Source organism: Hymenobacter properus, from assembly GCF_015694735.1.
Lineage (GTDB): Bacteria > Bacteroidota > Bacteroidia > Cytophagales > Hymenobacteraceae > Hymenobacter > Hymenobacter properus.
In genome coordinates this window covers 710,318-734,783 of sequence record NZ_JADQDP010000004.1, presented here as the reverse complement: position 1 = coordinate 734,783, position 24,466 = coordinate 710,318, and the positions used below count along the sequence as shown (strand labels likewise).

General features: G+C 60.7%; 23 protein-coding genes. 9 read left to right on the top strand and 14 right to left on the bottom strand.

Annotated elements, in window-relative coordinates; all coding sequences use genetic code 11:
• The first annotated feature begins 255 nt into the window (after positions 1-255).
• A complete protein-coding gene (gene rodA / locus I2I01_RS19665; protein ID WP_196288203.1) occupies positions 256-1,551 on the top strand; it encodes a rod shape-determining protein RodA in 1,296 nt (431 codons plus the stop codon).
• A gap of 22 nt (positions 1,552-1,573) precedes the next feature.
• Here rodA and I2I01_RS19660 read toward each other — a convergent pair whose 3' ends face one another.
• Together I2I01_RS19660 and I2I01_RS19655 are read right to left on the bottom strand one after the other, a co-directional pair.
• Complete coding sequence (locus I2I01_RS19660) at positions 1,574-2,530, bottom strand: hypothetical protein (RefSeq protein ID WP_196288202.1); 957 nt, start codon at positions 2,528-2,530, stop codon at positions 1,574-1,576.
• 103 nt (positions 2,531-2,633) lie between these two features.
• Positions 2,634-3,803: a hypothetical protein gene (locus I2I01_RS19655; RefSeq protein ID WP_196288201.1), complete on the bottom strand. Its 1,170-nt coding sequence runs from the start codon at positions 3,801-3,803 to the stop codon at positions 2,634-2,636.
• A 36-nt stretch (positions 3,804-3,839) separates the two neighbouring features.
• On the opposite strand from I2I01_RS19655, the gene I2I01_RS19650 reads away from it, so the two are divergent.
• The 4 genes from I2I01_RS19650 (at position 3,840) to recO (ending at position 8,288) form a co-directional block, all read left to right on the top strand.
• Positions 3,840-4,172 carry a 2Fe-2S iron-sulfur cluster-binding protein gene (locus I2I01_RS19650; RefSeq protein WP_196288200.1) on the top strand — a complete coding sequence of 111 codons (333 nt, stop codon included), beginning with the start codon at positions 3,840-3,842 and terminating at the stop codon, positions 4,170-4,172.
• A gap of 181 nt (positions 4,173-4,353) precedes the next feature.
• Positions 4,354-4,980, top strand: a complete 627-nt coding sequence (locus I2I01_RS19645) for a thymidine kinase (RefSeq protein WP_211538052.1) — start codon at positions 4,354-4,356, stop codon at positions 4,978-4,980.
• A 74-nt stretch (positions 4,981-5,054) separates the two neighbouring features.
• Positions 5,055-7,433 (top strand): type IX secretion system anionic LPS delivery protein PorZ, encoded by a 2,379-nt coding sequence (porZ, locus tag I2I01_RS19640; protein ID WP_196288198.1) that lies wholly within the window; start codon positions 5,055-5,057, stop codon positions 7,431-7,433.
• A 135-nt stretch (positions 7,434-7,568) separates the two neighbouring features.
• On the top strand, positions 7,569-8,288 hold the full coding sequence (gene recO, locus I2I01_RS19635) for a DNA repair protein RecO (protein ID WP_196288197.1): 720 nt from the start codon (positions 7,569-7,571) through the stop codon (positions 8,286-8,288).
• Between the two features lie 83 nt (positions 8,289-8,371).
• On the opposite strand, the gene I2I01_RS19630 is transcribed toward recO, so the two are convergent.
• From I2I01_RS19630 to I2I01_RS19610, 5 genes are all read right to left on the bottom strand, one after another.
• On the bottom strand, positions 8,372-9,325 hold the full coding sequence (locus tag I2I01_RS19630) for an FKBP-type peptidyl-prolyl cis-trans isomerase (protein WP_196288196.1): 954 nt from the start codon (positions 9,323-9,325) through the stop codon (positions 8,372-8,374).
• A gap of 67 nt (positions 9,326-9,392) precedes the next feature.
• Positions 9,393-9,905 carry an FKBP-type peptidyl-prolyl cis-trans isomerase gene (locus I2I01_RS19625; protein WP_196288195.1) on the bottom strand — a complete coding sequence of 171 codons (513 nt, stop codon included), beginning with the start codon at positions 9,903-9,905 and terminating at the stop codon, positions 9,393-9,395.
• A gap of 11 nt (positions 9,906-9,916) precedes the next feature.
• Positions 9,917-10,513: an FKBP-type peptidyl-prolyl cis-trans isomerase gene (locus tag I2I01_RS19620; protein WP_196288194.1), complete on the bottom strand. Its 597-nt coding sequence runs from the start codon at positions 10,511-10,513 to the stop codon at positions 9,917-9,919.
• 87 nt (positions 10,514-10,600) lie between these two features.
• Positions 10,601-11,647: an FKBP-type peptidyl-prolyl cis-trans isomerase gene (locus I2I01_RS19615; protein WP_196288193.1), complete on the bottom strand. Its 1,047-nt coding sequence runs from the start codon at positions 11,645-11,647 to the stop codon at positions 10,601-10,603.
• Positions 11,648-11,685: 38 nt separating this feature from the next.
• Positions 11,686-12,732: a DHH family phosphoesterase gene (locus tag I2I01_RS19610; protein WP_196288192.1), complete on the bottom strand. Its 1,047-nt coding sequence runs from the start codon at positions 12,730-12,732 to the stop codon at positions 11,686-11,688.
• Positions 12,733-12,930: 198 nt separating this feature from the next.
• On the opposite strand from I2I01_RS19610, the gene I2I01_RS19605 reads away from it, so the two are divergent.
• The gene (locus I2I01_RS19605; protein WP_196288191.1) at positions 12,931-14,529 is read left to right on the top strand and encodes a glycosyltransferase family 39 protein; all 1,599 of its coding nucleotides are present in this window, start codon (positions 12,931-12,933) and stop codon (positions 14,527-14,529) included.
• Positions 14,530-14,678: 149 nt separating this feature from the next.
• Positions 14,679-15,089, top strand: coding sequence for a nucleoside-diphosphate kinase (locus tag I2I01_RS19600; RefSeq protein ID WP_196288190.1), 411 nt, complete (start codon positions 14,679-14,681; stop codon positions 15,087-15,089).
• 111 nt (positions 15,090-15,200) lie between these two features.
• Here I2I01_RS19600 and I2I01_RS19595 read toward each other — a convergent pair whose 3' ends face one another.
• Positions 15,201-16,487 (bottom strand): nucleoside permease, encoded by a 1,287-nt coding sequence (locus I2I01_RS19595; protein ID WP_196288189.1) that lies wholly within the window; start codon positions 16,485-16,487, stop codon positions 15,201-15,203.
• Between the two features lie 237 nt (positions 16,488-16,724).
• Complete coding sequence (locus I2I01_RS19590) at positions 16,725-17,855, bottom strand: alkene reductase (RefSeq protein ID WP_196288188.1); 1,131 nt, start codon at positions 17,853-17,855, stop codon at positions 16,725-16,727.
• A gap of 429 nt (positions 17,856-18,284) precedes the next feature.
• Between I2I01_RS19590 and I2I01_RS19585 the strand changes: the two genes are divergently transcribed.
• Positions 18,285-19,070, top strand: a complete 786-nt coding sequence (locus I2I01_RS19585; protein WP_196288187.1) for a hypothetical protein — start codon at positions 18,285-18,287, stop codon at positions 19,068-19,070.
• A gap of 203 nt (positions 19,071-19,273) precedes the next feature.
• Here I2I01_RS19585 and I2I01_RS19580 read toward each other — a convergent pair whose 3' ends face one another.
• From I2I01_RS19580 to I2I01_RS19560, 5 genes are all read right to left on the bottom strand, one after another.
• Complete coding sequence (locus tag I2I01_RS19580) at positions 19,274-19,888, bottom strand: superoxide dismutase (RefSeq protein ID WP_196288186.1); 615 nt, start codon at positions 19,886-19,888, stop codon at positions 19,274-19,276.
• A 153-nt stretch (positions 19,889-20,041) separates the two neighbouring features.
• Complete coding sequence (locus I2I01_RS19575) at positions 20,042-20,242, bottom strand: YqaE/Pmp3 family membrane protein (RefSeq protein WP_196288185.1); 201 nt, start codon at positions 20,240-20,242, stop codon at positions 20,042-20,044.
• Positions 20,243-20,414: 172 nt separating this feature from the next.
• Positions 20,415-20,846 (bottom strand): nucleoside deaminase, encoded by a 432-nt coding sequence (locus I2I01_RS19570; RefSeq protein WP_211538051.1) that lies wholly within the window; start codon positions 20,844-20,846, stop codon positions 20,415-20,417.
• Between the two features lie 150 nt (positions 20,847-20,996).
• On the bottom strand, positions 20,997-21,551 hold the full coding sequence (locus I2I01_RS19565; RefSeq protein WP_196288184.1) for a hypothetical protein: 555 nt from the start codon (positions 21,549-21,551) through the stop codon (positions 20,997-20,999).
• Between the two features lie 145 nt (positions 21,552-21,696).
• On the bottom strand, positions 21,697-22,131 hold the full coding sequence (locus I2I01_RS19560) for a T9SS type A sorting domain-containing protein (RefSeq protein WP_196288183.1): 435 nt from the start codon (positions 22,129-22,131) through the stop codon (positions 21,697-21,699).
• Positions 22,132-22,313: 182 nt separating this feature from the next.
• Here I2I01_RS19560 and aspS point away from each other — a divergent pair, with 182 nt between their 5' ends.
• Positions 22,314-24,077, top strand: a complete 1,764-nt coding sequence (gene aspS, locus I2I01_RS19555) for an aspartate--tRNA ligase (protein ID WP_196288182.1) — start codon at positions 22,314-22,316, stop codon at positions 24,075-24,077.
• The last annotated feature ends 389 nt before the right edge of the window (positions 24,078-24,466 follow it).

Genomic DNA, 24,466 nt, shown 5'->3' with positions numbered 1-24,466 from the left:
TCCGAACAGAGCCGTTAAGCCCCGGTGCGCCCATGGTACTGCCTTCACCGGTGGGAGAGTCGGTCGCCGCCAACCTTATCAACAGGAACCCCCCTTCTTGCCCGCTTTCGCCAGCGGACCAGATGGGGGGTTTGCTTTTTTAGCCTCGCTTGCTCAATTCAGATAGAGACTATGGAATAAATTCACTTGTGCGAACAGAACACGTCACGGAGTGGAGAAAGTAATTTTGTTGGCGAATGTTAAATTGAATTAGCTGTGCAAGTATCACCGGCACGTTATAGTCGAAGTGTTGATTGGATTACCGTGCTGCTTTATGCGGTGCTGGTGGGGTTGGGTTGGCTCTGCATTTATGCGTCCAGTTATTCGCCAGACGCACCAGCGAATCCGTTGGCCACCTTAAGCTTTGACAAGCTGATGGCATTTAACTGGTTCAAGCAACTGCTGTGGATTGCAACGGCGGTGGTATTGGTTGTGGTGCTGTTGGTGATTGATTATAAGGCTTATGATACTCTGGCATATGCCTTATATGGGGGGATGATTCTGCTTTTGATCGTGACTATGTTTGTAGCGCGGCCCATTGCAGGTTCGCGCTCGTGGCTGGAGTTGGGGCCGGTGCGATTACAGCCAGCTGAATTCGCGAAGTTTACTACGGCGTTGGCAGCTTCTCGATTTATGTCGAGTATCAACTTGCGCTACCAGGATTGGAGGGACCAGTTGGTGCTGGCGGGCGTTACCCTGCTACCACCTTTGCTGATTGTGGCGTCAAATGAATCGGGCCAAGCTTTGGTGTTTGGGGCGTTGCTGCTAGCTTATTTCAGGGAAGGGATGTCGCCACTGATACTGTTGCTGCTGGCGGCGGCAGGGGTTATTTTATTGTCGGCGCTGTTGGTGCCGAAATTGTGGCTAGTGGCAGCGGCTACGCTCATATTGCTGGCAGTGTTGGGCTTGAACCGGCGGGTGCTACGGCATCACCTGCCACTGGCGTTAGGGGTGTGGCTGGTGGTAATCGGGATGGTCGTGGGGATGGATTTCTTTTATAATAAGGTCCTGCAGCCGCACCAGCGGCAGCGTATTGAGATATTGATAAACCCGTCAGCTGACCCATTGGGCAAGGGCTGGAACGTGACGCAGAGCAAAATTGCGATAGGGTCGGGGGGGCTCGCAGGCAAGGGATTTTTGCAAGGCACGCAGACCAAGTTTGATTTCGTGCCGGAACAGAGTACCGACTTTATTTTTTGTACCGTTGGCGAGGAATTTGGGTGGTTGGGAAGCCTGGTGGTACTGGGATTATATCTGACGCTGCTTTGGCGCATCATTTATGTTGCAGAACGTCAGAAATCGGTGTTTGGGCGCACGTACGGCTATTGTGTGGCCAGTGTGCTATTTTTTCACGTGACCGTGAATGTGGGCATGACCATTGGACTGGCACCAGTGGTGGGCATCCCACTGCCCTTTTTCAGTTATGGCGGGTCGTCGTTGTGGTCGTTCACAATATTGCTGTTCAGCCTGCTGGCCATTGATGCCTACCGCAAGCAGGACCTAGTGCGCTGAAACACGCTGGAAGCACTTAAGGCTATCGCACGGTCAAGCGCCGCCAATGCGTAAAGCATAGCGCGAGGAGCACACAGAACGCGGGAGCAAACAGATAACCCATGCGACCTAGGTCGCCGGACAGGAGCATGTGAACTGCAACTACCGCAGCTAGCCCTGTTTCAGGCGGACCTATGTGGGCAAAGATGGATGGTTGCCACTTGCCTTGCCGAGGTTTTTGCAACCACAGGGCCAAGGCCGGAATTAAGGTGAAAAACCCAAAAACACTGAGTAGTTCGCCTAAGCCTTTGGGGGAGGCGGCACGTCGGATGGAATAACTGACGTTCTGAAAATGCTCAAAGGCATTGGAAACGGCTTGGTTGGTGGCAGCCCCAATCTGCGCGTCGACCCAGCGGTGCACGACAAAAAGAGCCCCTACGCCAAGCAACAGCGCAATGAGCTGTTTGGGCCACGACAAGGCAGGGCGGCCAAACCAAAGCAGCCAGGGCACCACGAAGACGAATGACTCTTTGGCCAATGGCCCGAGGAGCAAAGCCAAGACTAAGGCCCAGCCTCCGCCAAGTTTGCGCCGGATGGCATAATAACCCAAGCTCACGACGAGCAGATACAGACTGTCGGTGAGGGGCAGGCCAGCCCCGTAGACGGCCCACCGACTGGTGAGCAAAGCCAGCATGCCTAGCAAAGCAGCCTCGGGGGCAGCGCCGCTGTAACGTGCTGCGTTAAACCAGCAGGCGGCAGCGGCGGCCAGCAGCAGGCAGTTTACCAAGTAGAAAGCAAAACGCAACGGCCATAGCCCGGCGGGGCGCTGGGGCCACACGCGGGCGTACAGCTTTGCCACGGGCACGGCCACGGCCGCGGCGGCGGTTGGCACGAGCACGCGGTAGCGGTGGGTGACGCGTGCGCTGTCGAAACGGCCGGCGGCCATGTGCAGGTAGCTACGAGTGTCCGAGGAGTGCGAAAAATCGTAGTGCACGTACATCGGGTAGGCCAGATTGGCTAGGGCAGCTACGGCCAGGAGCCATGGCAGAAACCACCGACGTAGCCTGGAGCCCAGCCAAGGGCTTGCCGATGAGAGGCCGGGGCTATGCAAACTTGCGCTCAATGAGCTTTAGCAGCTTGTTGACGTGTTCTTCTTTGCGGCTCCAGTCATAGCGTTGCGATAAGTCGGCGGTGATGTAGGCGCGGGCTTGTTCGGCGGAGGGAAGGGAGTCGAGGTGCTGAATGGCGGCGTGGTAGTCCATGTTCTCGCCGTTGAACAGTTCGTTGATGAAACTGAAGCGCTGGTTGATGGAAATGGCTTCGCGCAGTGTTTCCACTTTGGGGCCGGTACGCTCGGCCAAGGAAGGCGTGGTAGCAGTGGCGCGGAGGGTTTCGGCTAGCGGAGCGGCGGTGGGCTGCACAGCGCGTAGCTTTTCGTGAAGCGGGACGCTGGCGTTATCGGTGCTCGGCAGCGGACGAGCAGGAGCAGCAGGTGCGGCAACCGGCGGAGTGGCAGGGGCCGGGGGAGGCACAAAAGTGGGTGGCGTCACGGCGACCGGCTCGGCGGGGGCGGGCGGGGGCGTAGCCGCGGCTGGTGCCGGTTCGGGCGCCGCGGTGGGGGCGGCGGGCGCCGCTACGGGGCCGTCTTCGAGCAAATCGGCTGTGGTGAGGGGCAGCAGGGCGCTCAGCTCGCCCACGAGCCGCTGCATGGGCTGGTGGGCTTTGTAATTGGCGGCGTGGTAGAGCTCGAAGCGGTGCGAGAGGAAGTCGCGACTGAGGTCTTTGCTGTCGGGCAGGCTGTCGACAAAGCCTTGGTAAAACGGCTTATCTACATCGATGTAGCGTAGGCTTTCGCGCAAGCCGGCGAGGGTGGGCTGCTCGGTGGTGCCCAATAACAGTCGCTGGAAGCTGCCGATGGGGTCGGCCACCAAGCCGAGGGTATCGGTGGTGGCTTGGGCAAGCAGGGGTTCGTAGGCCGTGCGATTGAGGCTGATGTGCCGTGAGAGCACATTCATGAACTGTGTAAGTGCCGCCTGCACGGGAGCAGCTTCAAAATCGAAATAAGGGCTGCGCAGGCGGGCTGTTTCGGCCTGCCACTGGCCCAGCAGCTGGCGCACCACCAGCAGATTTAGCTGGCGCACGGGGGTGAATTTGAGCACCGCCGCTCCGTCGAGCGCAGGCGCGGAGGCGGCCGTGAAGTACTGGTCGCAGAGCCGGGCGGCCAAGCGGCGGCCGTATTGAGCGCACTTGGCGAGGCTATATTTGTCGTTCATAAAAAGGCCGGTTTCGGTGGCCGAAGTTAGGCACAAATGCCCCTGTTGACGATTGAAAACTTGCCCGGCGCCCGCGTGGAGGTGCTCCCCGGCGCCACGCTGCTGGCCGCGCTGCAAGCTGCGGGCCACGACTGGATGCATGCTTGTGGCGCCAAGGGCCGCTGCACCACCTGCCGCCTACAGGTGAGCGCCGGCCTCGAAAACCTGACACCTCCCACCGACGCTGAATTGCGCTACCGCACCGCCGGGCGCCTGCTGCTTCACGAGCGGCTGACCTGCCAGGCGCGGCTGCTGAGCGGAGATGTAACCGGCCGCGTGCCCGCGGCCACTCAGCTGCCGCACGTGCGGTATGTCGACATGGACCAATAGCCCGCCAAGCCAAGGCCGACTGCTTTAACGGAGAAAAAGAGCCGCCCGTGCAAGCGCCTGAGAGCGAGCCGCGGGCCTTAAAAGAATTGGTTTTGGGCTTGAGCCAACCCGGCGCGGGGCGTACTTTAGAGGTTCGGTAGGGGCAATGCTGCCTCATTTCCTCACTTGTTTTTCTCCGCTTGTGTTTATTGAACCCCGCGTTGGCAACCGCCACAATGCCCCCCGCCGGGGCTGGATTGAAGTGGTGTGCGGCTCCATGTTCTCGGGCAAAACCGAAGAGCTGATTCGCCGCCTCACCCGCGCCCGCATTGCGCGGCAGCAGGTCGAAATTTTCAAGCCGGCCCTCGACACCCGCTACCACGCCGAAGATGTGGTGAGCCACAACGCCGCCCGCATCCGCTCCACGCCGGTGGCTGTGCCGTCGGAAATCCTGCTGCTGGCCGCCGGCTCCGACGTGGTGGGCATCGATGAAGGCCAGTTTTTCGACGATTCGCTGGTGGACGTGTGCGAGCAATTAGCCAACAATGGCACCCGCGTCATCGTGGCCGGGCTCGACATGGACTACCTCGGCCGGCCCTTTGGCCCCATGCCGGCCCTGCTGGCCACGGCCGAGTTTGTGACCAAGGTGCACGCCGTGTGCGTCTGCTGCGGCGAAATTGCTTCGTATTCCTACCGCATTGCGGCCAGCGAAAGCCAGGTGCTGCTCGGCGAAACCGACTCCTACGAAGCGCGCTGCCGGCCCTGCTTTCTGGGCGGCCTGCAGGTGGGGCGGCCGGCGCCGGAAACGCGCTCTACGGCCGCGCACTAAATTGGCAAAACGGGCGTTGGCATTGGCACAGCCGGCCCCGGCTTCGCATTCTACATTCGATTTTTGCTGCGCGTATGACCCATCTTTTCCGTTGTTTGCTCGGCTTGGCCGGGCTGTTGCTGATGGCCGGTTCGGGGCACGCCCAGGGCGTGGGCTACGGCGACTGGCAGTTGCACTTGCCCACCAACCGCCCGCTGAAACTGGCCGACGCGGGCGACCGGGTTTACGTAGCTACCGAGCAGAAGGCGTTTTATTTCCTCGACAAAAAGCAAAACACCACGCAGGTACTATCGCGCCGCGACGGCCTGAACGCGGCCGGCGTGGTGGCCGTGGCGTACGATTCGGTGACGCAGCAAACCGTGCTGGCGTACAACGACACCAACATCGACGTGTTGCAGCCCAACGGCAAGGTGCGTAATATCGGCGATGTGTACCGGAAGGTGGCGCAAGGCGTGGTGCAAGCCGGCGCTAACCCTATTAACCGGGTTTCGATGGGCGCGGGCAAGGCGTACGTGAGCACCAGTTTTGGTTTGGTGGCCATCGACCTTAAAAAGCTGGAGGTCAGCGACACATATACCAACATTGGACCGGGCGGCACTGTGGTTACCGTGTACGACGCCGCCGTGGCCAACGGGTACTTGTTCGCGGCCACGTCGGCGGGCATTCTGCGCGGCTCGTTGGCGCTGAACCTGCTCGACTACCGCAACTGGACGCTCTATCAGCCGGTACCGGCCGTTGCGCAGCAACTGATATACCCTTTCCTGGCAGTAGACAACGGTCAGGTGTACGCTGCCATTGCGGGCGGGGCCAACGCCGTGTTCCGGTTTGTGGCAGGCAACAGCACGCCGTGGCAGGCGGTGCCGGGCTCCTACACACTGCAGTTTCGCAGCCTGCGGGGCAGCGGCGCTGGTTTGCTTATCATCGATGACGCTTTTGGGGTGCGGCGCCTGAATCGGACCACGGGCGCAATCACCACTGAGGTGCCGCCCACGCCGGGTACGAAAACCCAGGACGCCGTGCGCTCGCGCGACGGCTATTACTACGTGGCCAATTTCACGAAGGGGCTGTTTCGGGTGGCACCCGGGGCGGGGCAAACCCCAGAGTATTTCGAAGCCAATGGCCCACAAAGCGCTTCTTCGTTCAGCATTCTGGCCGATGCGCGCTTCAACAAGGTTGACGTGTTTTCGGGCGGTTACGCCGAGCGGTACGGCCCCAACGGCTCCGGGGAGGGCTTTTATGAGTTCTTCGATGGTCAATGGACCAACATCACGGCCGAAACCCAGCCCAGCGCGGCTTATCCTAACCCGACGCGGCCGGTGCGGGGCACGCGCACGCCCGACGGCACGCTGTACATCGGGCACTTCGGAGGAGGTTTGCTCGAATGGAAGGGCCCGGGCAATTTCCGGCTCTTCAATCCTAACTCGCCGCCGGGCACGCCGCTGTTAAGTGTTATTCCCGGTCGGGTCGATATAACCGACCTGGCTGCCACGCCCGAAGGCAAGGTGTGGGTGGTGAACCGGCACTTGCAGGCCGGCAATTCGGGCTTGTTCCTGTTCGACCCCGCTGCCACCTCGTGGCAAGCCGTTCCTTTCACCCTCGGCCTCGACGTGCTGGAACGCATCACGCTCGACGACAACGGCAACCCTTGGGTGACGGTGTCGCGCAAGACGGACGCCAGCAGCGTGGGCGGTCCTGCCATTGGCCTCTACGCCATCGACCCAACCGGGGCCAACCCGCCGCGCCTTTTCAATTCGTCGACCGGCTTGCCCGACAACCAGATTTACGAGCTGGCCAAAGACCGGCGCGGATACATCTGGGCCGCCACCATCAGGGGCGTGGCGTATTTCCGCGAGCCGGAAGGGCCGTTTGCCACCACTGCGGGCTTCACGCAGCCTTTCGTTACGCGGGGCGAAGGCACGGGCTTCAACACCCTATACAGCGAGGCCGTGCGTTGCATGGCCGTGGACGGAGCCGACCGCAAATGGTTCGGCACCGACCGGGGGCTGTGGCTGTTCAGCCGCGACGCCGACGAGGCCCTGCTGCACTTCACCACGGCCAACAGCCCGCTGCCTTCCGACCGCATTGTGGACGTGAAAGTGAACGACAAAACCGGCGAAGTGTGGGTGGCCACCGATGCCGGCGTGGTGGCCTACCGCGGCTCGGCCACCGTTACCGAAGGCAAACCCGACTGCACGGCGGTGTTTCCAAACCCTGTGCGGCCCGACTTTGCCGGTACCTTGGGCATCAGTGGCTTGGCCAACAATGCACTGGTAAAAATCACCGATGTGGCGGGCCACTTGGTGTACGCCACCACCGCCACCGGCGGCACCGTGACCTGGAACCTCACCAATCCCAATGGCGAGCGGGTTCGCTCCGGCGTCTACATGGTGCTTTCGAGCGACGCCGACGGCAAAAATGGCTGCGTGAGCAAAGTAGCCGTACTCAGTAAATAATGTGAGAATGGGCTGATGCGGAAAATGTGAAAATGCGCGTGACGTAAAGCAAAAAGGCGCGGCCAAATCGCCTGCTGCGGAGGATGGAAGCATTTTTACATTACCCACATTCTCGCATTTATCACATCTGAAACCATGCTAATCAAAACCCGGGGCATCGTCCTCAGCTACCTCAAATACCGCGAGACCAGCATCATTGCGCGCATCTACACCGAGCGGCTGGGCGTGCAGACGTATGTGGTGAACGGCGTGCGCAAAGCCAAGCCGCCGGGGCGTATCGCGCTGTTTCAGCCCTTCACGCTGCTGGAACTGGTGGCCTACGTGGCGCGCGGCAGCAGTGGCCTCACCCGGCTGTCGGAGTACCGGTGCGCCGAGCCCTTCCAGAGCCTGCCTTACGAGGTGCAGAAAAGCAGCGTGGCGCTGTTTCTGTCCGAGATAGTGGGGCGCGCCGTGCGCGAAGAGGAGCAGAACGAGCCGTTGTTCCAGTTTCTGCACGATTCGATGCTGGCGTTTGACCGGCAAACCACGGGCACGGAAAACTTTGCGCTGGTTTTTCTGCTGCAGCTGGCCATGTACCTGGGCTTTGGGGTGAGCAGCGGGGCCGAACTCACCGACCAGGTCATCATGGCCGGGCACGCGCCGGTGGCGCCCGGAGCCACCAATCCGGCCACGCTGCGGCTGCGCGAGTTCGAAGGCTACTTCGATGAGCTGCTGCGCGACCCCAGCACCAGCACCATTCCCAACGGCCGCGTGCGGCACGAATTATTGAATGTTCTGATTCGCTACTACCAGCTTCACGTGGAGCAGCTGGGCGAGATTCGTTCGCTGGATATCCTGTCGCAGGTGCTGAATTGAGCCCTCTGTTGCTTCAGCCAACAAAAAGGCCCCGCTATATGCAGCGGGGCCTTTTTGTTGGCTGAAGCAAGCTTGCAGCGGTTTTATTGAAAATCCACCAACTCTACCTCGAAGCGGAGCACGGCGTTGGCCGGAATGTCGGCCCCGGCGCCGCGGGTGCCGTAGGCCAGCGGGGAGGGAATGAGCAGCACGGCCTTGCTGCCCTTGTTGAGCATGGCAATGCCTTGGTCCCAGCCCGGAATCACCTGGCCGGTGCCCAGGGCAAAGGCAATGGGTTCGTTGCCGTGCTTGGCCGAGGAATCGAACTCCTGGCCCGTGGTGAGCACCGTGCCGCGGTAGAGCACGCGCACCGTTTGGCCTTTTTTCGGCGTGGGGCCGGTGCCCAGCTTTTTGAGGATGTAATAGGTGCCGCCGGTGGTTTTGCGGGCCGTGGCGTGGTTCTTTTTCAGGTAGGCCTGGATAATGGCGTCGTCCTTAGCCAACTGCACGGCCGACTTGGCTAGCTCTTGCTTGGCAAACTCGGCCTGCATCTTCTCGTGGCGGGCTGTCATTTCGGCCATGGTCACCAGTTCCTGGGCGCTGGCCAGTACCACCAGCGTGTTGCCGCTCTTGCGCAGAAAAGGCGGCACCGCTTGGTGAAAGGTGTTGGCAAACACCGTATCAGCCGGGAAGCGAAACACGGCGCTGTCGCCGGGCAGCAGCAGGCCCAGGGCTTCTTCCAGGCTGCCGTGGGCGGGCTGCGCGGGCAGGGCCACGGGCTGCGGCAAGGGCTGCATGGCGCGCGATTTCATCAGTACCGAGTCTCGCCCGGTGCGGAATTCCATGAATACGGTGAGCACCTGGCCGGCGCGGCTGGCATAGGGCGCATCGCTGGGGGCTAGGGCGCGGGGCTGGTAGCGGCCGCTGGCATCTTTGCGGAAAAGGCGGTACTCGGTGCCCGTGGGCAGGCGCGAAAAATTGCCATCCGAGGTTTGGGCAACAGCGGATGACCCGAGGAAAAGCAAGCCAACAACCAGCGCAAGCAGAACAGAACGCATCAATATCAGAAAATGGCCGGGTAGCCGATGAGGAAAAAAACGCAAGCAGGAGTTGGCTGATAGCGCTTCAGCGCACGCTCAGCACCTGCAGCTCGAACGTGAGGTCCGTATTGGGGGCAATCATAAACCGGGAGTCGTCGTCGGGGTGGCGCACGCCTTTGGCCCCGTAGGCCAAGGCGGCTGGTATCCAGACCCGGACGCGGGAGCCGGCCGGCACAAAGGGCATCAGCTCTTCCCAGCCAGCAATGGTTTCGTGGCGCCCTACCCGGAAGCGAAACGCCGAGCCCCAGGCCTGGGTGGCGTCGAAAATGCGGCCATCGGGCAGAAAGCCGGTGTAGCGCACGGCCACGCGGCTGCCCGGCACGGCCAGCGGCCCGGTGCCGCGCTCCCGAAACGCGTAGCGCACCCCGTTGGGGGTGCGCTGGTAAACGAGGTGCGTTGTATCGGCGCCTTTCACGGGGGCGCTGGGCGCGGTGGGCACCGTTGGCTTGGCGCCGGGCTGCGCATGGGCGGCCGTGGTGGCCAGCAGCACTAGGCCCCAACCCGCGCAGTGGCGCCGAAAACCCCAGGTTGCTGGCATGCGCATTTTAGTTAAAGAATGTCGAGGATTTCCACGTCAAACATCAGCGCTGCATCGGCCGGAATGCCGGAGGCACCGCCGGGGCCATATGCTAGGCGCGACGGAATCAGCAGCAGCTTGCGGTCGCCCTTGCGCATGAGCAGCAAGCCTTCGTTGAAGCCAGCAATGGCCCCGCTGCCGCCCGTGAAAACCACGCAGCCGCACTGCGTCTTGTTGTCGGCCGAATTGTCGAAGATGGTGCCCTGGGGGTAGCTGGGGTTGCCCAGCGAGGCGGGGTAGCCAGACGACTCGGGGTGTGCCCCGTTGCTGAGGAACCGGCCCACATACTTCAGCTGCACCTGCGCGCCCTTGGTCACCTGCGGGCCCGTGCCGTTGGTTATCGGCACCAGGTACAGGCCCGAGTTGGTGCGCGTGGCGGTGCTCAGCAGGTTGTTGCGTTTCAGATAGTTCTGAATGGTGTCCTCGTCGATGGCCCGCATCTGGCTGTCGTGTTCGGCCAGCTGTTTTTGGTAAACGCTTTGGGAGTTGCAGCTCCACAGAGCCGGGGCAGCCAACAGCAGGCACGCCGCCAGCACCCAATAGCGCGAACGAAGCAGAAGATTAGTCATGGCGGGGGTAAAAAAGATTCCGGCCAACGGAGCCCGGGCAGCTGTGCCGCGATGCCCGTTGGCCGGAAATAGGAGCTACTAAAATAGTTATTGCACGTCAACAAGTTCCACTTCGAAGCGCAGGGGCGAGTCGACCGGAATGTCGGCGCCGGCACCGCGGGGGCCATAGGCCAGCGACGAGGGAATGAGCAGAATGGCGCGGCTACCCTTGTTGAGCAGGGAAATGCCTTCGTCCCAGCCCGGAATCACCTGGCCGAGGCCGAGGGGGAAGTCAATCGGCTTGCCCATCTTGTCCGACGAGTCGAACTCCTTGCCGCTGAGCAGCGTGCCTTTGTAGTTCACGCTCACCATCTGGCCGGTGTTGGGCTTAGCGCCGGTACCGGGCTTCAGCACTTGGTAGTAGATGCCCGACGGCGTTTTCTGCATCGTCAGGTTGTTTTTCTTGATGTAGTCCTGCAGCACAGCGTCGTCCTTCTTGAGCTGGGCCTGCACGGCGGGCTCGGCCAGGGCCTTGGCCTGGGCGGCTTTCTGGGCCTGCATTTGCTTTTGGAACTCGGGGTCGGCCATGCGCTTCTTCATCTGCGTCATCATCGAGCGCTTCTGCAACTCGGGCTGCATGGCCTGGGCCTCGGCTTCGGTGAGGAGCTTGGGCGTGGTGGCCACGTACATCAGCACCACGTTGCCGCCTTTCTTGATGAAGGGAGGCGCGGGCTGGCCCATTTTGGGCTTAAACAGCGAATCGGCCTGGAAGCGGAACACGCCGCTGTCGCCGGGCTGCAGCAGGGCAATGGCCTCGTCGGGGGCGCCTTTTTGCTTGAGCTCTTTCAGGGGCAGGGGCACGGCCATGCCCACGTCGCGCAGGCTGTTTTGCCACACCGAGTCTTTGCCGGTGCGCACTTGCACGTTGCCCAGCATCACCTTGTTCACCCGGTCTTTGTAGGTGGGGTCGCCCTCGGCGTTCACGTCGGTGCGCCGCTCGTAGCTGTTGCCGACTTTCTTATAAATCTTGTACTCGATGCCGGACTTGGTTTTGGCAAATTCGCCGTTGTCCTTGTTGCAGGCCGTGAGCGAAGCGAAGCCCAGCAGGCCGGCCGCTAGGGCCAGCTGCCGCGCAGAGCGGGAGGTAAAACGCATGAAAATAAAAGAAGTGAAGAATCAGAAACGGTTCAAAGTTACGCCACCGGCGGCGCTACGGCGGCGGGCACGCCCGTTAATTGTTCCTTGTATTCGGGTAGGATGCTCAGGAAGCGCTCCACGGTTGCATCCAGCGTGTCGTAGCTGATGCCACCGGCCGCATTGTGGTGCCCGCCCCCGTCGAAATGGCGGCGCGAAAAGTCGCTAACGGAGAAGCTGCCCACCGAGCGGAACGAAATCTTGACGGCCACGCCGCGGTCGATGAACACGGCCGCAAACTTGATGCCCTCGATGCTCAACGCGTAATTCACCAGGCCCTCGGTATCGCCGGTTTTGCTCTGGTACTCGCGCAGCTCTTCCTGCGTGATGGCAATGTAGGCGGTGTTGTACTCGCGGTTCACCACCAACTTGTCTTTCAGTACGAAGCCCAGGAAGCGCAGGCGAATTTCAGAGTGCGAGTCGTAGATGAGGCGGTGCACCTTCGAGAGGTCCACATTTACTTTCAGCAGCTCGGCAATGATGAGGTGCACGTTGCGCGAAGTGCTGGGGTGGCGGAACGAGCCCGTGTCGGTCATGATGCCCGCGTAGAGGGCCTCGCCGATGCCGGTGGTGATGAGGTCCTGGTCGCCCAAGTCGCGGATGATTTCGAAAATCAGCTCGGCTGTGGCCGCCGCCGTGGGCACCGAAAACACGATGTCAGCAAACTCCTCGGGCTGTTGGTGGTGGTCGATGAGGACCTTCACGCCCTGAGCCTGGCGCACGTACTCGCCCAACTCGTTGATGCGGCCGAGGCAGCTGAAATCGAGGCAGCAGATGACCTCTGCGCGGTTCACGAGGTCGCGCACCTGGCGGTCGTTCTGGCGCTTTTCGTACACGATGACCTCGTCGTTGCCCTCCATCCAGTTCAGAAAGGCGGGGTAGTCCGACGGGGTGACGACCGTGACGTGGTGGCCCTTTTGCTTAAGGTAGCCGGCCCAGGCCAGCGACGAGCCCAGCGCGTCGGCGTCGGGCTTGTGGTGAGTGGTGATGACAACCTGCTTAGGTTGGGCCAGCAACGCCTGCAGGGCGGAAATGGAACTAGACATCGACAACATGAAGGGCCCGGCGCCGAGTGAATGAGAGCGGAGGGCCGGTGGCTTACAAATATTTGGGCCGGCAAAAGTCGGAAGAAATCTTTTCTTAACAGTCAAGTCGGTCCCGAAGGTTCGGGCAAACCGGACGAGTGCTCCAACAAAGTCGGCCAACAAAATGGTCCATTTTTACCCATCATTGTCTTTTCATTGATGAATAAAATGCGCGTTGATTTTTCGGCGGGTCGGGAAAGAAAATACCGGTGGGTAGCGCCCGGGCTGCTGCTAGGGCTGCTGCTGGCACTCAGCGGCTGGCTGTATGCCGGGTTTCTGGGTCTCTACCCGTCGTTTAACCACGCCTGGGCGCAGGCCGACTGGCTGGCCATTGCGCTGCAGTTTCGGGTCCGGGGCTACGATTTTTTTCACCCCGCCACCTTCAACCTGCTCACCACCGATGGCGTGACTGGGGCTGGATTTCCGCTGCCGGCCTATGTGTCGGCCTTGCTCATGGGCATCACGGGCCAAGCTGCGCCGGGGCTGATGCGGAGCGTAACGCTGGCTGCCGGTTTGGGCGGGTTGCTAGCACTGTTTGAGCTGGTGCGCAGGGCCAGCGGCTCGGCCTGGAAAGGGACAGCGGCTGCGCTGTTCGCTTTTTTAAGCCCGATTTATCTGTTTTACCAGGCGAATTTTTTGCCGTCGGTGCCCGCTGTCGCGGCGGCGCTTGCGGGGTATTGCTGCTTTTACCGGGCGCTACAGGCCGGCACCACCCGCGATGCCCGGCGGTGGCTGGCGGTAGCGGTGGCGTGGCTGGCACTGGCGGGGGCCATGCGTACGCCGTTGGCTCTGCCGCTGCTGTGCACGTTGGGGCATTTGGTGGTGCTGCGGCCCCGGCGCACGGCGGCCGGTCTGGGTTGGCGGGCCGTCGCAGCACTATACGGCGCGGCTTTCCTGTTCTTAGGAGCTGTTTTTGGGTATAACGAGCACCTGAGTCATGTTTACCAGGGCTCTATGTTTCTGGCACGGCCCCGCACGTTTACCTCTTGGGCCGAGTTTCTGAGCGTGACCAAAACGGTGCGCGAATACTGGCTGTGGAGCATCCTGAGCAAGCCGCAGTGGCTGCTCTTGCTCCTAGTGGCGGCGGTGGCGGCGCAGCAGGGGCGCCGCCTGTGGCGCAGCGAGTGGCTTTGGCATTGGCTGGCACTGGCGGCGGGAGGCGCAGCCTACTATGGCCTGATGGGGCCGTTGTTTGCCATTCACGACTACTACTTGCTCGATAGTTTTTTCCTGCCGCTGGTGCTGGCATTTGGGGGCTGCCTGGCGGCTTGGCAGGTGCCAAGCGCCCGCGTAGCCCGTTTGGCCGTTGCGGCGACGACACTGCTGCTCGGTGCCATCAGCGTCTGGAAAGCGCAGGCCGAGCAGCACCGGCGCACCAATCCGCCGATTACCGACAAAAGCGTGCTTACCCGCGACAATTTCCTGACCAGCGCCCGCTGGCTCGATTCGTTGGGGGTGCCGCGCGCTGCCAAGCTGCTGGTGCTTGATGCTTATTCCTACAACCTGCCCCTGTTGCTGGCTCAGCGCCGCGGCTGGACTATGCTGCAAAACCGCAACTCGCCCGAAAACCTGACGCCGGAAAACCTAGCCCGCGCCCTCGCCACGTTGCCGGCCGACTACGTGGTGACGCAAAACGCGACGTTTGAGCAGGAGGTCGTGCGCGTGTACCCGGCCATTGTGCAGCGCCTGCAGCCGGTGGCGAACAACGGACGCCTGAGCCTCTGGCGCATTCGTCGCGTGCCGTCGAGGCGCCTTTAAAAAGCGCAAGCGCAGGGTTATTGCTGACTTCTGCCGTCACCGCAAAGCAGAAAAACCACGGCTGCTTAATCTTCGGGTTGGGCGCGGGCCGCTGATTGTGGTAGTTTTGTGCCTTCAAATCTTTATTTCAAATTCTGAATTCCTTTAAAATGGCCACCAACCGCACGTTCACGATGATTAAGCCCGACGCCGTCCAGGAAAACCACATCGGTGGTATCCTGAGCATGATTGAGGCCGGCGGCTTCCGCATCGTGGAGCTTCAAAAAGTTAACCTCACCCCCGAGCGCGCCGGCGAATTCTACGCCGTGCACAAAGAGCGCCCCTTCTACGGCGACCTGGTGAAGTACATGTCGAGCGGCCCCATCGTAGCGGCCATCCTGGAGAAGGACAACGCCGTGGCCGATTTCCGCACCCTCATCGGTGCCACCAACCCGGCCAACGCCGAGGAAGGCACCATCCGGAAGAAGTATGCCAAGAGCATCGAAGCCAACGCCGTACACGGTTCCGATTCCGACGAGAACGCCCAGATTGAAGGCAATTTCTTCTTCGGCTCGAAGTAATTTTAGCCGCCGAAAGGCAGCAAAAGGCCCGCCCTGCTAGTGCAGAGCGGGCCTTTTCTTTGTGCCAAAAGTCGACTTTTTTTGTGCTAATCTTGTATTGACGAGCTTAAGTTAAGCTTGTTCAACCGAGAGCAGCGGGGCAGCAGGAGCCGTTTCCTCAGCAGGCTGTGGTGTGTGCTTGTGCTTGAAAATGAACACAAACAGCACCGCGATGGCCAGTGCATAGCCCGCAAAAGTGAGCCAGATGCTGTGCCAGTCCTTATTGCCGGCGGCATCGGTAAAGTAGAGTTGGATGATGAGGCCGCTCAGCGAGCTGCCCAGCACGGCGCCAAAGCCGTTGGTCATCATCATAAACAAGCCCTGGGCGCTGGCCCGGATGCTGGGCTGGGTCTGGGTTTCGACAAACAGCGAGCCTGAGATGTTGAAGAAGTCGAAGGCCATGCCGTACACGATGCACGAGAGGATAATCATCCAGAGGCCCTCGCCGGGGTTGCCGTAGGCAAACAGGCCAAAGCGCAGCACCCAGGCAATCATGCTGAAGAGCATCACCTGCTTGATGCCGAAGCGGCGCAGGAAGAACGGAATGGCGAGGATGAACAGCGTTTCGGAAATCTGCGAGATGGACATGATGATGGCCGGGTGCTTCACCGAAAAAGTGTTCTGGTAGGCTGGGTCCTTGTCGAAATCGTGCAGGAAGGTGTCGCCGTAGGCATTGGTGAGCTGCAGGGCGGCGCCGAGCAGAAGCGCGAACAGGAAGAAGGTGAGCATCTTGCGGTCGCGCAGAATGGCGAACGACTTAAGGCCCAGGATTTCGGCCAGGTTCTGGCTGGAGGTGTTGGCCGACTGCGGCGGGCAGGCCGGCAGCGTGAACGAGTAGATACCAAGCAGAATGGCTGCGCCGGCCGCCACGTAGAACTGGCTGGCCGATTTTTCGAAGCCCAGCAAACTCACCGTCCACATAGCCACGATGAAGCCTACGGTGCCCCACACCCGGATGGGCGGGTAGTCCTTCACCACGTCAAGGCCCTGCCGCTTCAGGATGGAGTACGACACGGCGATGGACAGCGCCAGGGTGGGCATGTAGAAAATCATGTTCAGCAGGATAACCCAGAAGAACGTGCCGGGGTCTGTCACCTGCGGAATGGCACACAGCACTAGGCCGCCCAGGATGTGCAGGATGCCATAGAGCTTTTCCGCGTTCACGTACTTGTCGGCCACGATGCCCATGAGCGAGGGCATGAAAATGGACGCAATGCCCATGGTGGAGAAAATGGCGCCGAACTGCGCGCCGGACCATTGCTTGGTTTGAAACCAATAAGCGCCGATGGTGATGAGCCACGAGCCCCAGATGAAAAACTGGAGAAAGCTCAGGATGGTAAGGCGCAGCTTTGTATTCATGCGGGGAACAAGAAGAGAGGGTGGGATAAGGCAAAAGCAAGCGCGGCGCAGGGGCCACAGCCGTCAAAGATAAATAAAAAAGCCCCTGCGAAGCGCCCCGTTAGGGGCAGGCTTCGCAGGGGCTTTTTGAGGGGTGTTAGGTGCTGGGTGTTTGGTACTAGGTGTTCGGTACTCGGCGCATTAACTGACGAAACCTAGCCAATACTGAACACCTAACACCGAACACCTAACACCGCCCTACGCCTCGTAGGTGGGCGAGAACGTGCCGGCGGGTTGGCCGTCGGCCGTGGGGTAGTCGGTATAGCCGTCGGCAAAGCCGTTGGGGCCGGGCGCGTAGAAGGTGGCGAAATCGGGCTGGGCCAGTTCCTGGCCGTTGCGCAGGCGCTCCACCAAATCCGGGTTCGAGATGAAGGGACGACCGATGGCCACGAGGTCGGCTTTGTCGGCCAGGGCAGCCTCAATCTGGTCTACGGTCTGGTAGCCGCCGGCCAGGATGAGCGTGCCGGTAAACTTCTGGCGGATGGTGGCTACCGTTTCGGCCGGCACGGCGGGGGCGCCCATGCTGGAGTGGTCGACGAGGTGCACGTAGACCACGCCAATTTTTTGCAGCTCCTCGGCCAGGTAGGCGTAGGTTTCGTCGATTTCGGGGTAGTGCGGCATGTCGGAAGCCACGCCCCAGGGCGAAAGGCGGATGCCGGTGCGCTCCTTGCCAATGGCCTCGGCCACAGCTCGGGTCACTTCGAGCACGAAGCGGGCGCGGTTTTGCACGCTGCCGCCGTACTCGTCGGTGCGCTGGTTGGAGTGAGGGCTCAGGAACTGCTCCAAGAGGTAGCCGTTGGCTCCGTGCAGTTCCACGCCATCAAAGCCGGCTTCGAGGGCCAGCTTGGCGCTGAGCACAAACTCGTCGCGCACGCGGGCCAGCTCCTCGGTGCGCAGCGCGCGCGGGGTGGCATTGGGCTGCATCTGGGCTTGGTCGGTCCACATGTCGCCGGCGGCGGCAATGGCCGACGGGGCCACGCCCTCGGCGCCCTCGGGCAGGTTGTGGCCGTGGAAAATGCGGCCGGCGTGCATCAGCTGCACGAAGATGTGGCCGCCGTGGTGGTGCACCGTCTCGGTGATGCGCTGCCAGTTGGTGACCTGCTCCTGGTTGAACAGGCCGGGAATGCGGGCGTAGCCCAGACCGTCGGGTGAGGGCGAGGTGCCCTCGGTGATGATGAGGCCGGCGGTGGCGCGCTGGCGATAGTACTCGGCCATCAGCTCGTTGGGCACGTTGCCCAGGGCGCGGCTACGGGTCATGGGGGCCATCACGAGGTGGTTGGCAAGGGTGAGGGCGCCTAGTTTGGCGGGCTCAAAGGCTTTGCTGGACATGGATGCTACGGAAACAAGGGCGCGCGTGAATCGCCGGGTTTGATGAAACGCGGTGATAAAGCAGGTAGGTACACGAATTGTTTTTCAGCTAGCTTTTCTCGTCGTTGAGAAAGGTCCTTTTTTGTAAAATGGGCAGTTCACAGAACTTATCTCAACCATGTATTTGGTAAACTTTGATTGGTGAACGAGTTTATTAAACTCGATAGAAACTGTAAGCGTGCTTTAAAACCACCAGAATTAACCCCCAAGTCAATGTTTACCAAACGGAGGATTAGTGATACTATAGGAAAAACGCTGATGAAACCGGTGCGACAGGTTACTCACCTTGGAAGGCAGGAGTAGGTATATTACAGGAAATTCTACCTTGCCCCGGTGAAGCCTGCTCCTGTATTTCCCCAGAGTGCCTCCACAGCTGCCCGTCCCTGGGGCGTGAGCAGTCTAGTACTGTTCCTGCTGTGCCTGCTGGGGAGCGGCGCCGTTGTCGTAGCCGTCATCGGCATCGAGTTCACCCACTTCTCCAAAAGCAACAATGGCTGGCAGGCGGGCTCCTACCAGTTGCTTGCTCTTAGCCTCTTCTTGGGGTGCTGCGGGCTGGTTGCCGGTTGCTTATCCCGAAGCCTGGGCCACGTGCTCGCCATCTTGTTGGGCCTAGCCCCGGTTGAACTGCTCGCCTTCTTGTTCTACCAAGTGGAGAATCACGGCACCTCCGTCGCTTCGCCCGCTGCGCAGGAGGCCGCCCTGGTGCAGGAAGAAGCGCGGGTCGAGGCCCGGCGAGCCGCCCTCACCCGCGCCCAACTCGCTCAACAAGCAGCCATCGCCCGGACGCACCCGTACACGGGCCGCGACTCCACGCAGCCGTACGAGGCGGCCGAACAGATGCCCAGCCTCACCGGCAGCCCGGAGTTCGCGCCGACGTCGCGCGCGTCGTACCGCGCGTTGGCTCACTTACTCAGCCGCAACGCCACTCCCCACCTGGACCCCACGGAACCGCGGCCCGATACGATTCCGGTCGGCTTCACCGTTGGCCCCTACGGCGGCACCTTTCACGCCCAGATTCAATACGGGGAAATTCCTGAGCTCGGCGCCCACACGCGGGCCGAGGCCGCGGTGTTGCGGGCGGCGGCCGCGTTGCCCCGGCTGCACCCCGGTCGAATCAACGGTCAGCCGGTGCCGGTGCGCATTGTGGTGGCTGTGCCCTTGCCAGTGGCTCGGTGAAGCAGTTGCACACCGGCGCCCTTCTGCTGGCTGCCCCGTTAGGACAATCTGTGACCACAGGGGAGCACTAGCCCGCTTGTTGACGCGAGGAAGGAGAATTCACGCAAACGGTCATATGCGTAAAAGCCAACCCAGTTCAAAGCCTAAAAAAAGGCCCGCCTCCAACCGGAAACGGGCCTTTTTAATAACAAATCTACCGAAGCTTACGCCGGATTGGCTTCAGCGTAGCGGCGATTAACCTCGTCCCAGTTGATGAGGTTGAAGAAGGCGGCGATGTAGTCGGGGCGGCGGTTCTGGTACTTGAGGTAGTAGGCGTGCTCCCACACGTCGATGCCAAGGATGGGCAAGCCTTTGCAGCCGGAGTCCGGCATCAGCGGGTTGTCCTGGTTGGGGGTGGAGCAGATTTGCACCGAGCCGTCGGCCTGCTTGCACAGCCACGCCCAGCCCGAGCCGAAGCGCGTGGTGGCGGCTTTGGTGAATTCCTCCTTGAACTTGTCGAAGGTGCCAAAAGCCTTGGTGATGGCCTCACCTACTGCGCCGGTGGGCTGGCCGCCGCCGTTGGGCGAGAGGATGGTCCACCACAGCGAGTGGTTGTAGTGGCCGCCGCCGTTGTTGCGCACGGCTGCAGGAGCCTTGGCAATGTTGTGCAGGATTTCCTCGATGGACTGGTTTTCCATCTCAGTGCCGGCAATGGCGGCGTTCAGATTGGTCACATAAGCCTGGTGGTGCTTGCTGTGGTGGATTTCCATGGTTTGCGCGTCGAACGTGGGTTCGAGTGCATCGTAGGAATAAGGAAGTTTCGGGAGTTCGAAAGCCATCAGTGAAAAGGGTTTGGGTGGTAAAGAGTCGAAATGGTGACGGTATTGAAACAGCCGCTGCCGCGTAGGGTTACGGCCGCCGTTCACTTAAGGCCAAAAGTATAGGATTGCCACGGAATTTCGAAAGCGCTCGAATTCGTTGGCCGCCGAAACCTAGCGCCGTTGCCGCGCCAGGAACTCCATTGTTTCGCGGTGCCGCTTTTCCGCCAAATCCTCCCGGTAGGAAGCCACGGCCCAGATGGCGGCCGGAATCCAGCCGATGAGCGTGATGTGCAGAATGCCGCACAACAGGCCTTTAAGAATATGACCCCGAAATATCATTGAGATGCCGGGCAACAGAATGGCAAACAACATAAGTGCAGAAGAAAGTGGTGAGGGAGAAAGGGTTGGGGCTTGAATCTATGAGAACGTCATGCAGAGCGCAGCGAAGCATCTTTACCGCGCAACCTCTATCGCATGAGTAAAGATTTTGTTACGCGGTAAAGATGCTTCGCTGCGCTCTGCATGACGTTTTTTATATTGTCTACTACCGCCGCTTCGCGCTGAAAAATTGCCGCATCAGTGCGGCGCACTCCTCGGCGCGCACGCCGCCGCGCAGTTGGGTGCGCGGGTGCAGTAGCTGCCCGTGCCGCCGGTAGCCCACCTTGGGCTCATCAGCCCCGAACACCACGGCCTTCACCTGGGCCCAGTAGCTGGCACCGGCGCACATCACGCAGGGTTCAATGGTGACGTAGAGCGTGCAATCGGCCAGGTATTTATTGCCCAGGTAGTTGGCAGCGGCCGTCAGGGCCAGCATTTCGGCGTGGGCGGTTACGTCGCGCAGGCGCTCGGTTTGGTTGTAGCCGCGGCCAATGATTTGGTTGTTGAAAACGACCACCGCGCCGATGGGAATTTCTTCGGCAGCCAAGGCTTTCTCGGCCTCGACCAAGGCTTGCTGCATGAAGTAGTCGTCGGTCATGGGGTAGGGCGAACGAACAAGCCAAATGTCATCCTGAGCGCAGCGAAGGACCTTACCACGGCCGAACGATGAGCAATAATTACTCACCATTTGGCCGTGGTAAGGTCCTTCGCTGCGCTCAGGATGACAACTGTTTTTTTTACGACTTATTTATTTCTTCATCGCAATAGCGCCCATAACGGCCTGGGCCGTAGGCTGCCACTGGGCCTGCTCCTCGGCCGGGGCCACGAAGGTGAAGACGTAGAGCTGCGTGCCCTCAATGGCGTATTGCACTGCCTGGTAGCGCTTGATGGGCGCCATTTGAGCACCCGTGCGCCGGGCGTCGGTCACGGTCGATACGAACTCGAAATAAATAAAATCGCGCCCGTTCACGGTGCGGATGTCCTCTTTCAGGAAGTCGACTTTGGTGTAGAGGCGCTGGATGCTGGCCTTGTAAATCTTAATCAATACGCCGTAGTCGAAGCTCTCGAAGGTGGTGGGACGCACGGCCACGCTGTAATCGACACGCCCGCTGGGGTTAGAAAACACCGCCAGCGGCTTGCGCGGTGAAGGGTATTTCACAGCAATGCCATCGTCGGGCAGCGGCGCGAAGCCTGTTGGCACGCCCACGCTCAGGTTTGAGGCCAGCTTAACGGTGGTGAGCTTGGGCTTGGGTGCGAAGGCCGTGAGACTCAAAAACAGCAGCAGAAACGACAGAATTCTCATAGGAATCAGGAATAATAGCAATAACAAAGAACGTCATGCTGAGCTTGCCGAAGCATCTCTCCCGCGAGAGTAACTAATTACTGCTGCGGGAGAGATGCTTCGGCAAGCTCAGCATGACGTTCAACTAATCAGTTATTTTAGAAACCTAGCGGCGGATGGTGGGGTATTTGATGCGGACCTTTTTCCAGTACACGTAGTTGCCGGTTTTGGCCTCCACGAGGTAGGTGCCGGCCGGAATCTTGCCCAGGCTCACCGGGGCGCCGGTGTTGTTCTGGGGGTCGAGGTCGGTTTGGTATATCACCTTGTTTTTGTAGTCGGTCATCACCAACGTGCCGGGCTTGGTGAACTGCTGGGTGAAGCTCAGCATGATGTCGGTGGAGTTCGGCCGGGGGTACACGTCGATGCCCGACAGCGTTTCAATGCGCTTGATGGGGCCGTCGAGGGTGACGGCACTGGCCGTGCCTTTCGATTTAATCTCGGCCCCGTCAGTTTTGGTTTTGGTCTTGATTTTGGTTTGGGCCTGCGCGGCGCCAGCGCCCAGCAAAGCGGCGGCCAGCACGAGAGAGGGGAGGAGTTTCATGGGAAAGTTGAAGGGATTGAAGCGACAAAGGAACGCAGTTGCCGTTGGCCTTTGCATACTCCGTACCAAATTTTGGGTTTCGCCCCGCCGCTGTGGTGGCTACCTTCGCAGAAAAAAGCGGAGCCAGAACCACGCTATTCGAATCCGTTCTTATCCGTCAAATCCGTTAAAATCTGCGGTCCATGCTACGTACCCACACCTGCGGCGAACTCCGCGAAGAACATATTGGTCAAACCGTCAGCCTCTGCGGCTGGGTGCAGCGCACCCGCGACAAAGGCGCCATCCTCTGGATTGACCTGCGCGACCGGTACGGCCTCACCCAGGTAACGCTGGAAGAAGGCGTGGAAGCCGAGGCCGTGCGCGAAACCGCCCGCCAGCTCGGCCGCGAGTTTGTGCTGCAAGTGACCGGCCAAGTGGTGGAGCGCCACTCCAAAAACGACAAAATCCCCACGGGCGCCATTGAGGTGCGTCCCACGGCGCTGGAAATACTCAACCCCGCCAAGCTGCCGCCCTTCCTCATCGAAGACGAAACCGACGGCGGCGACGACCTGCGCATGAAGTACCGCTACCTCGACCTGCGCCGCACCCCAGTGCGCCAGAACCTGGTGTTGCGCCACCGCATGGCCCAGGCCGTGCGCCGCTACCTCGACGGCCAGAACTTCATCGAAGTAGAAACCCCCGTACTCATTAAGAGCACGCCCGAAGGCGCGCGCGACTTCGTGGTGCCCTCGCGCATGAACCCCGGCGAGTTCTACGCCCTGCCCCAAAGCCCCCAAACGTTCAAGCAGCTGCTCATGGTGTCGGGCTTCGACCGTTACTTCCAAATCGTGAAGTGCTTCCGCGACGAAGACCTGCGCGCCGACCGTCAGCCCGAATTCACGCAGATTGACTGCGAAATGGCCTTCGTGGAGCAGGAAGACGTGCTCGACATGTTCGAGGGCCTGGTACGCTACCTGTTCAAGGAAATCAAACACCTCGACTTCCCCACCGTGCCCCGCATGACCTACGCCGAGGCCATGCGCGACTACGGCAACGACAAGCCCGACACCCGCTTTGCCATGAAGCTCACCGACCTCACCGCCACGGTGCAGGGGCAGGGATTCCCCGTGTTTGATAATGCCGAAGTGGTGCTGGGCATCAACGCCGCCACCTGCGCTGCTTACACCCGCAAGCAAATCGACGAACTGACCGAGTGGGTGAAGCGCCCGCAAATCGGGGCCACCGGCCTCGTGTACGCCCGGGTGGAAGCCGACGGCTCGGTGAAATCCTCGGTCGATAAGTTCTACTCGCAGGAGGAGCTGCAGAAGTGGAAGGCCGCCTTCCACGCCAACCCCGGCGACCTGCTGCTGCTGCTGGCCGGTGCCGAGGCCAAAACTCGCAAAGCGGCCAGCGAGCTGCGCCTCGAAATGGGCCGCCGCCTGGGTCTGCGCGACCCGCACTCGTTCTCGCCGCTGTGGGTGATTGACTTCCCGCTGCTTGAATTCAGCGAGGAGGAAAACCGTCACTTCGCCATGCACCACCCCTTCACCTCGCCCAAGCCCGAGGACCTGGCCCTGCTCGACGACCCCAACACCATCGGCCAGACCCGCGCCAACGCTTACGACCTGGTGATAAATGGCGTAGAAATCGGCGGCGGCTCCATCCGCATCCACGACCGCGCCGTGCAGGCTCGCATGTTCTCGCTGCTCGGCTTCACCCCCGAAGAAGCGCAGGCCCAGTTCGGCTTCCTGCTCGACGCCTTCGAGTACGGCGCCCCGCCCCACGGCGGCCTGGCCTTCGGCTTCGACCGCCTCTGCAGCCTCTTCGGCGGCTCCGACAGCATCCGCGACTTCATCGCCTTCCCCAAAAACAACTCCGGCCGCGACGTGATGATAGACTCGCCCTCGCCGATTGCCGACGCACAGTTGAAGGAGTTGAGCATTAAGACCGACGTGGTGGCGAAGTAGGGAAACCGGGGTGTCACAGCAAGACTATCCGCATAAGTTCTTCGGCTCCCGGTTGTACGCTTTTTTAAGTGTATTAATGGGTGCCGGATTATTTATCTTCATAATAGCTGGTGTATCAAAAGGCCATGTAAATGAAGGAGCTATTTTATTTATGCTAGGCATTGCGGCCTTTTTTTGCATAATGGGTTGGCGGCAGATGACGAGTAGAACGCCTCATTTGCAATTTGGACCTACTGGATTTTGGACGCCGAAACTAGGGCATCTGCCGTGGAACCAAATCACGCTACGGCTAGGAAGTGTGTACGCGGGCAAAGCGGGGAGCATGGCTACCATATATATCCTCGAACGTCAGACTCGTCGACATATGGAAGGCATAGTAATCGGTGGTC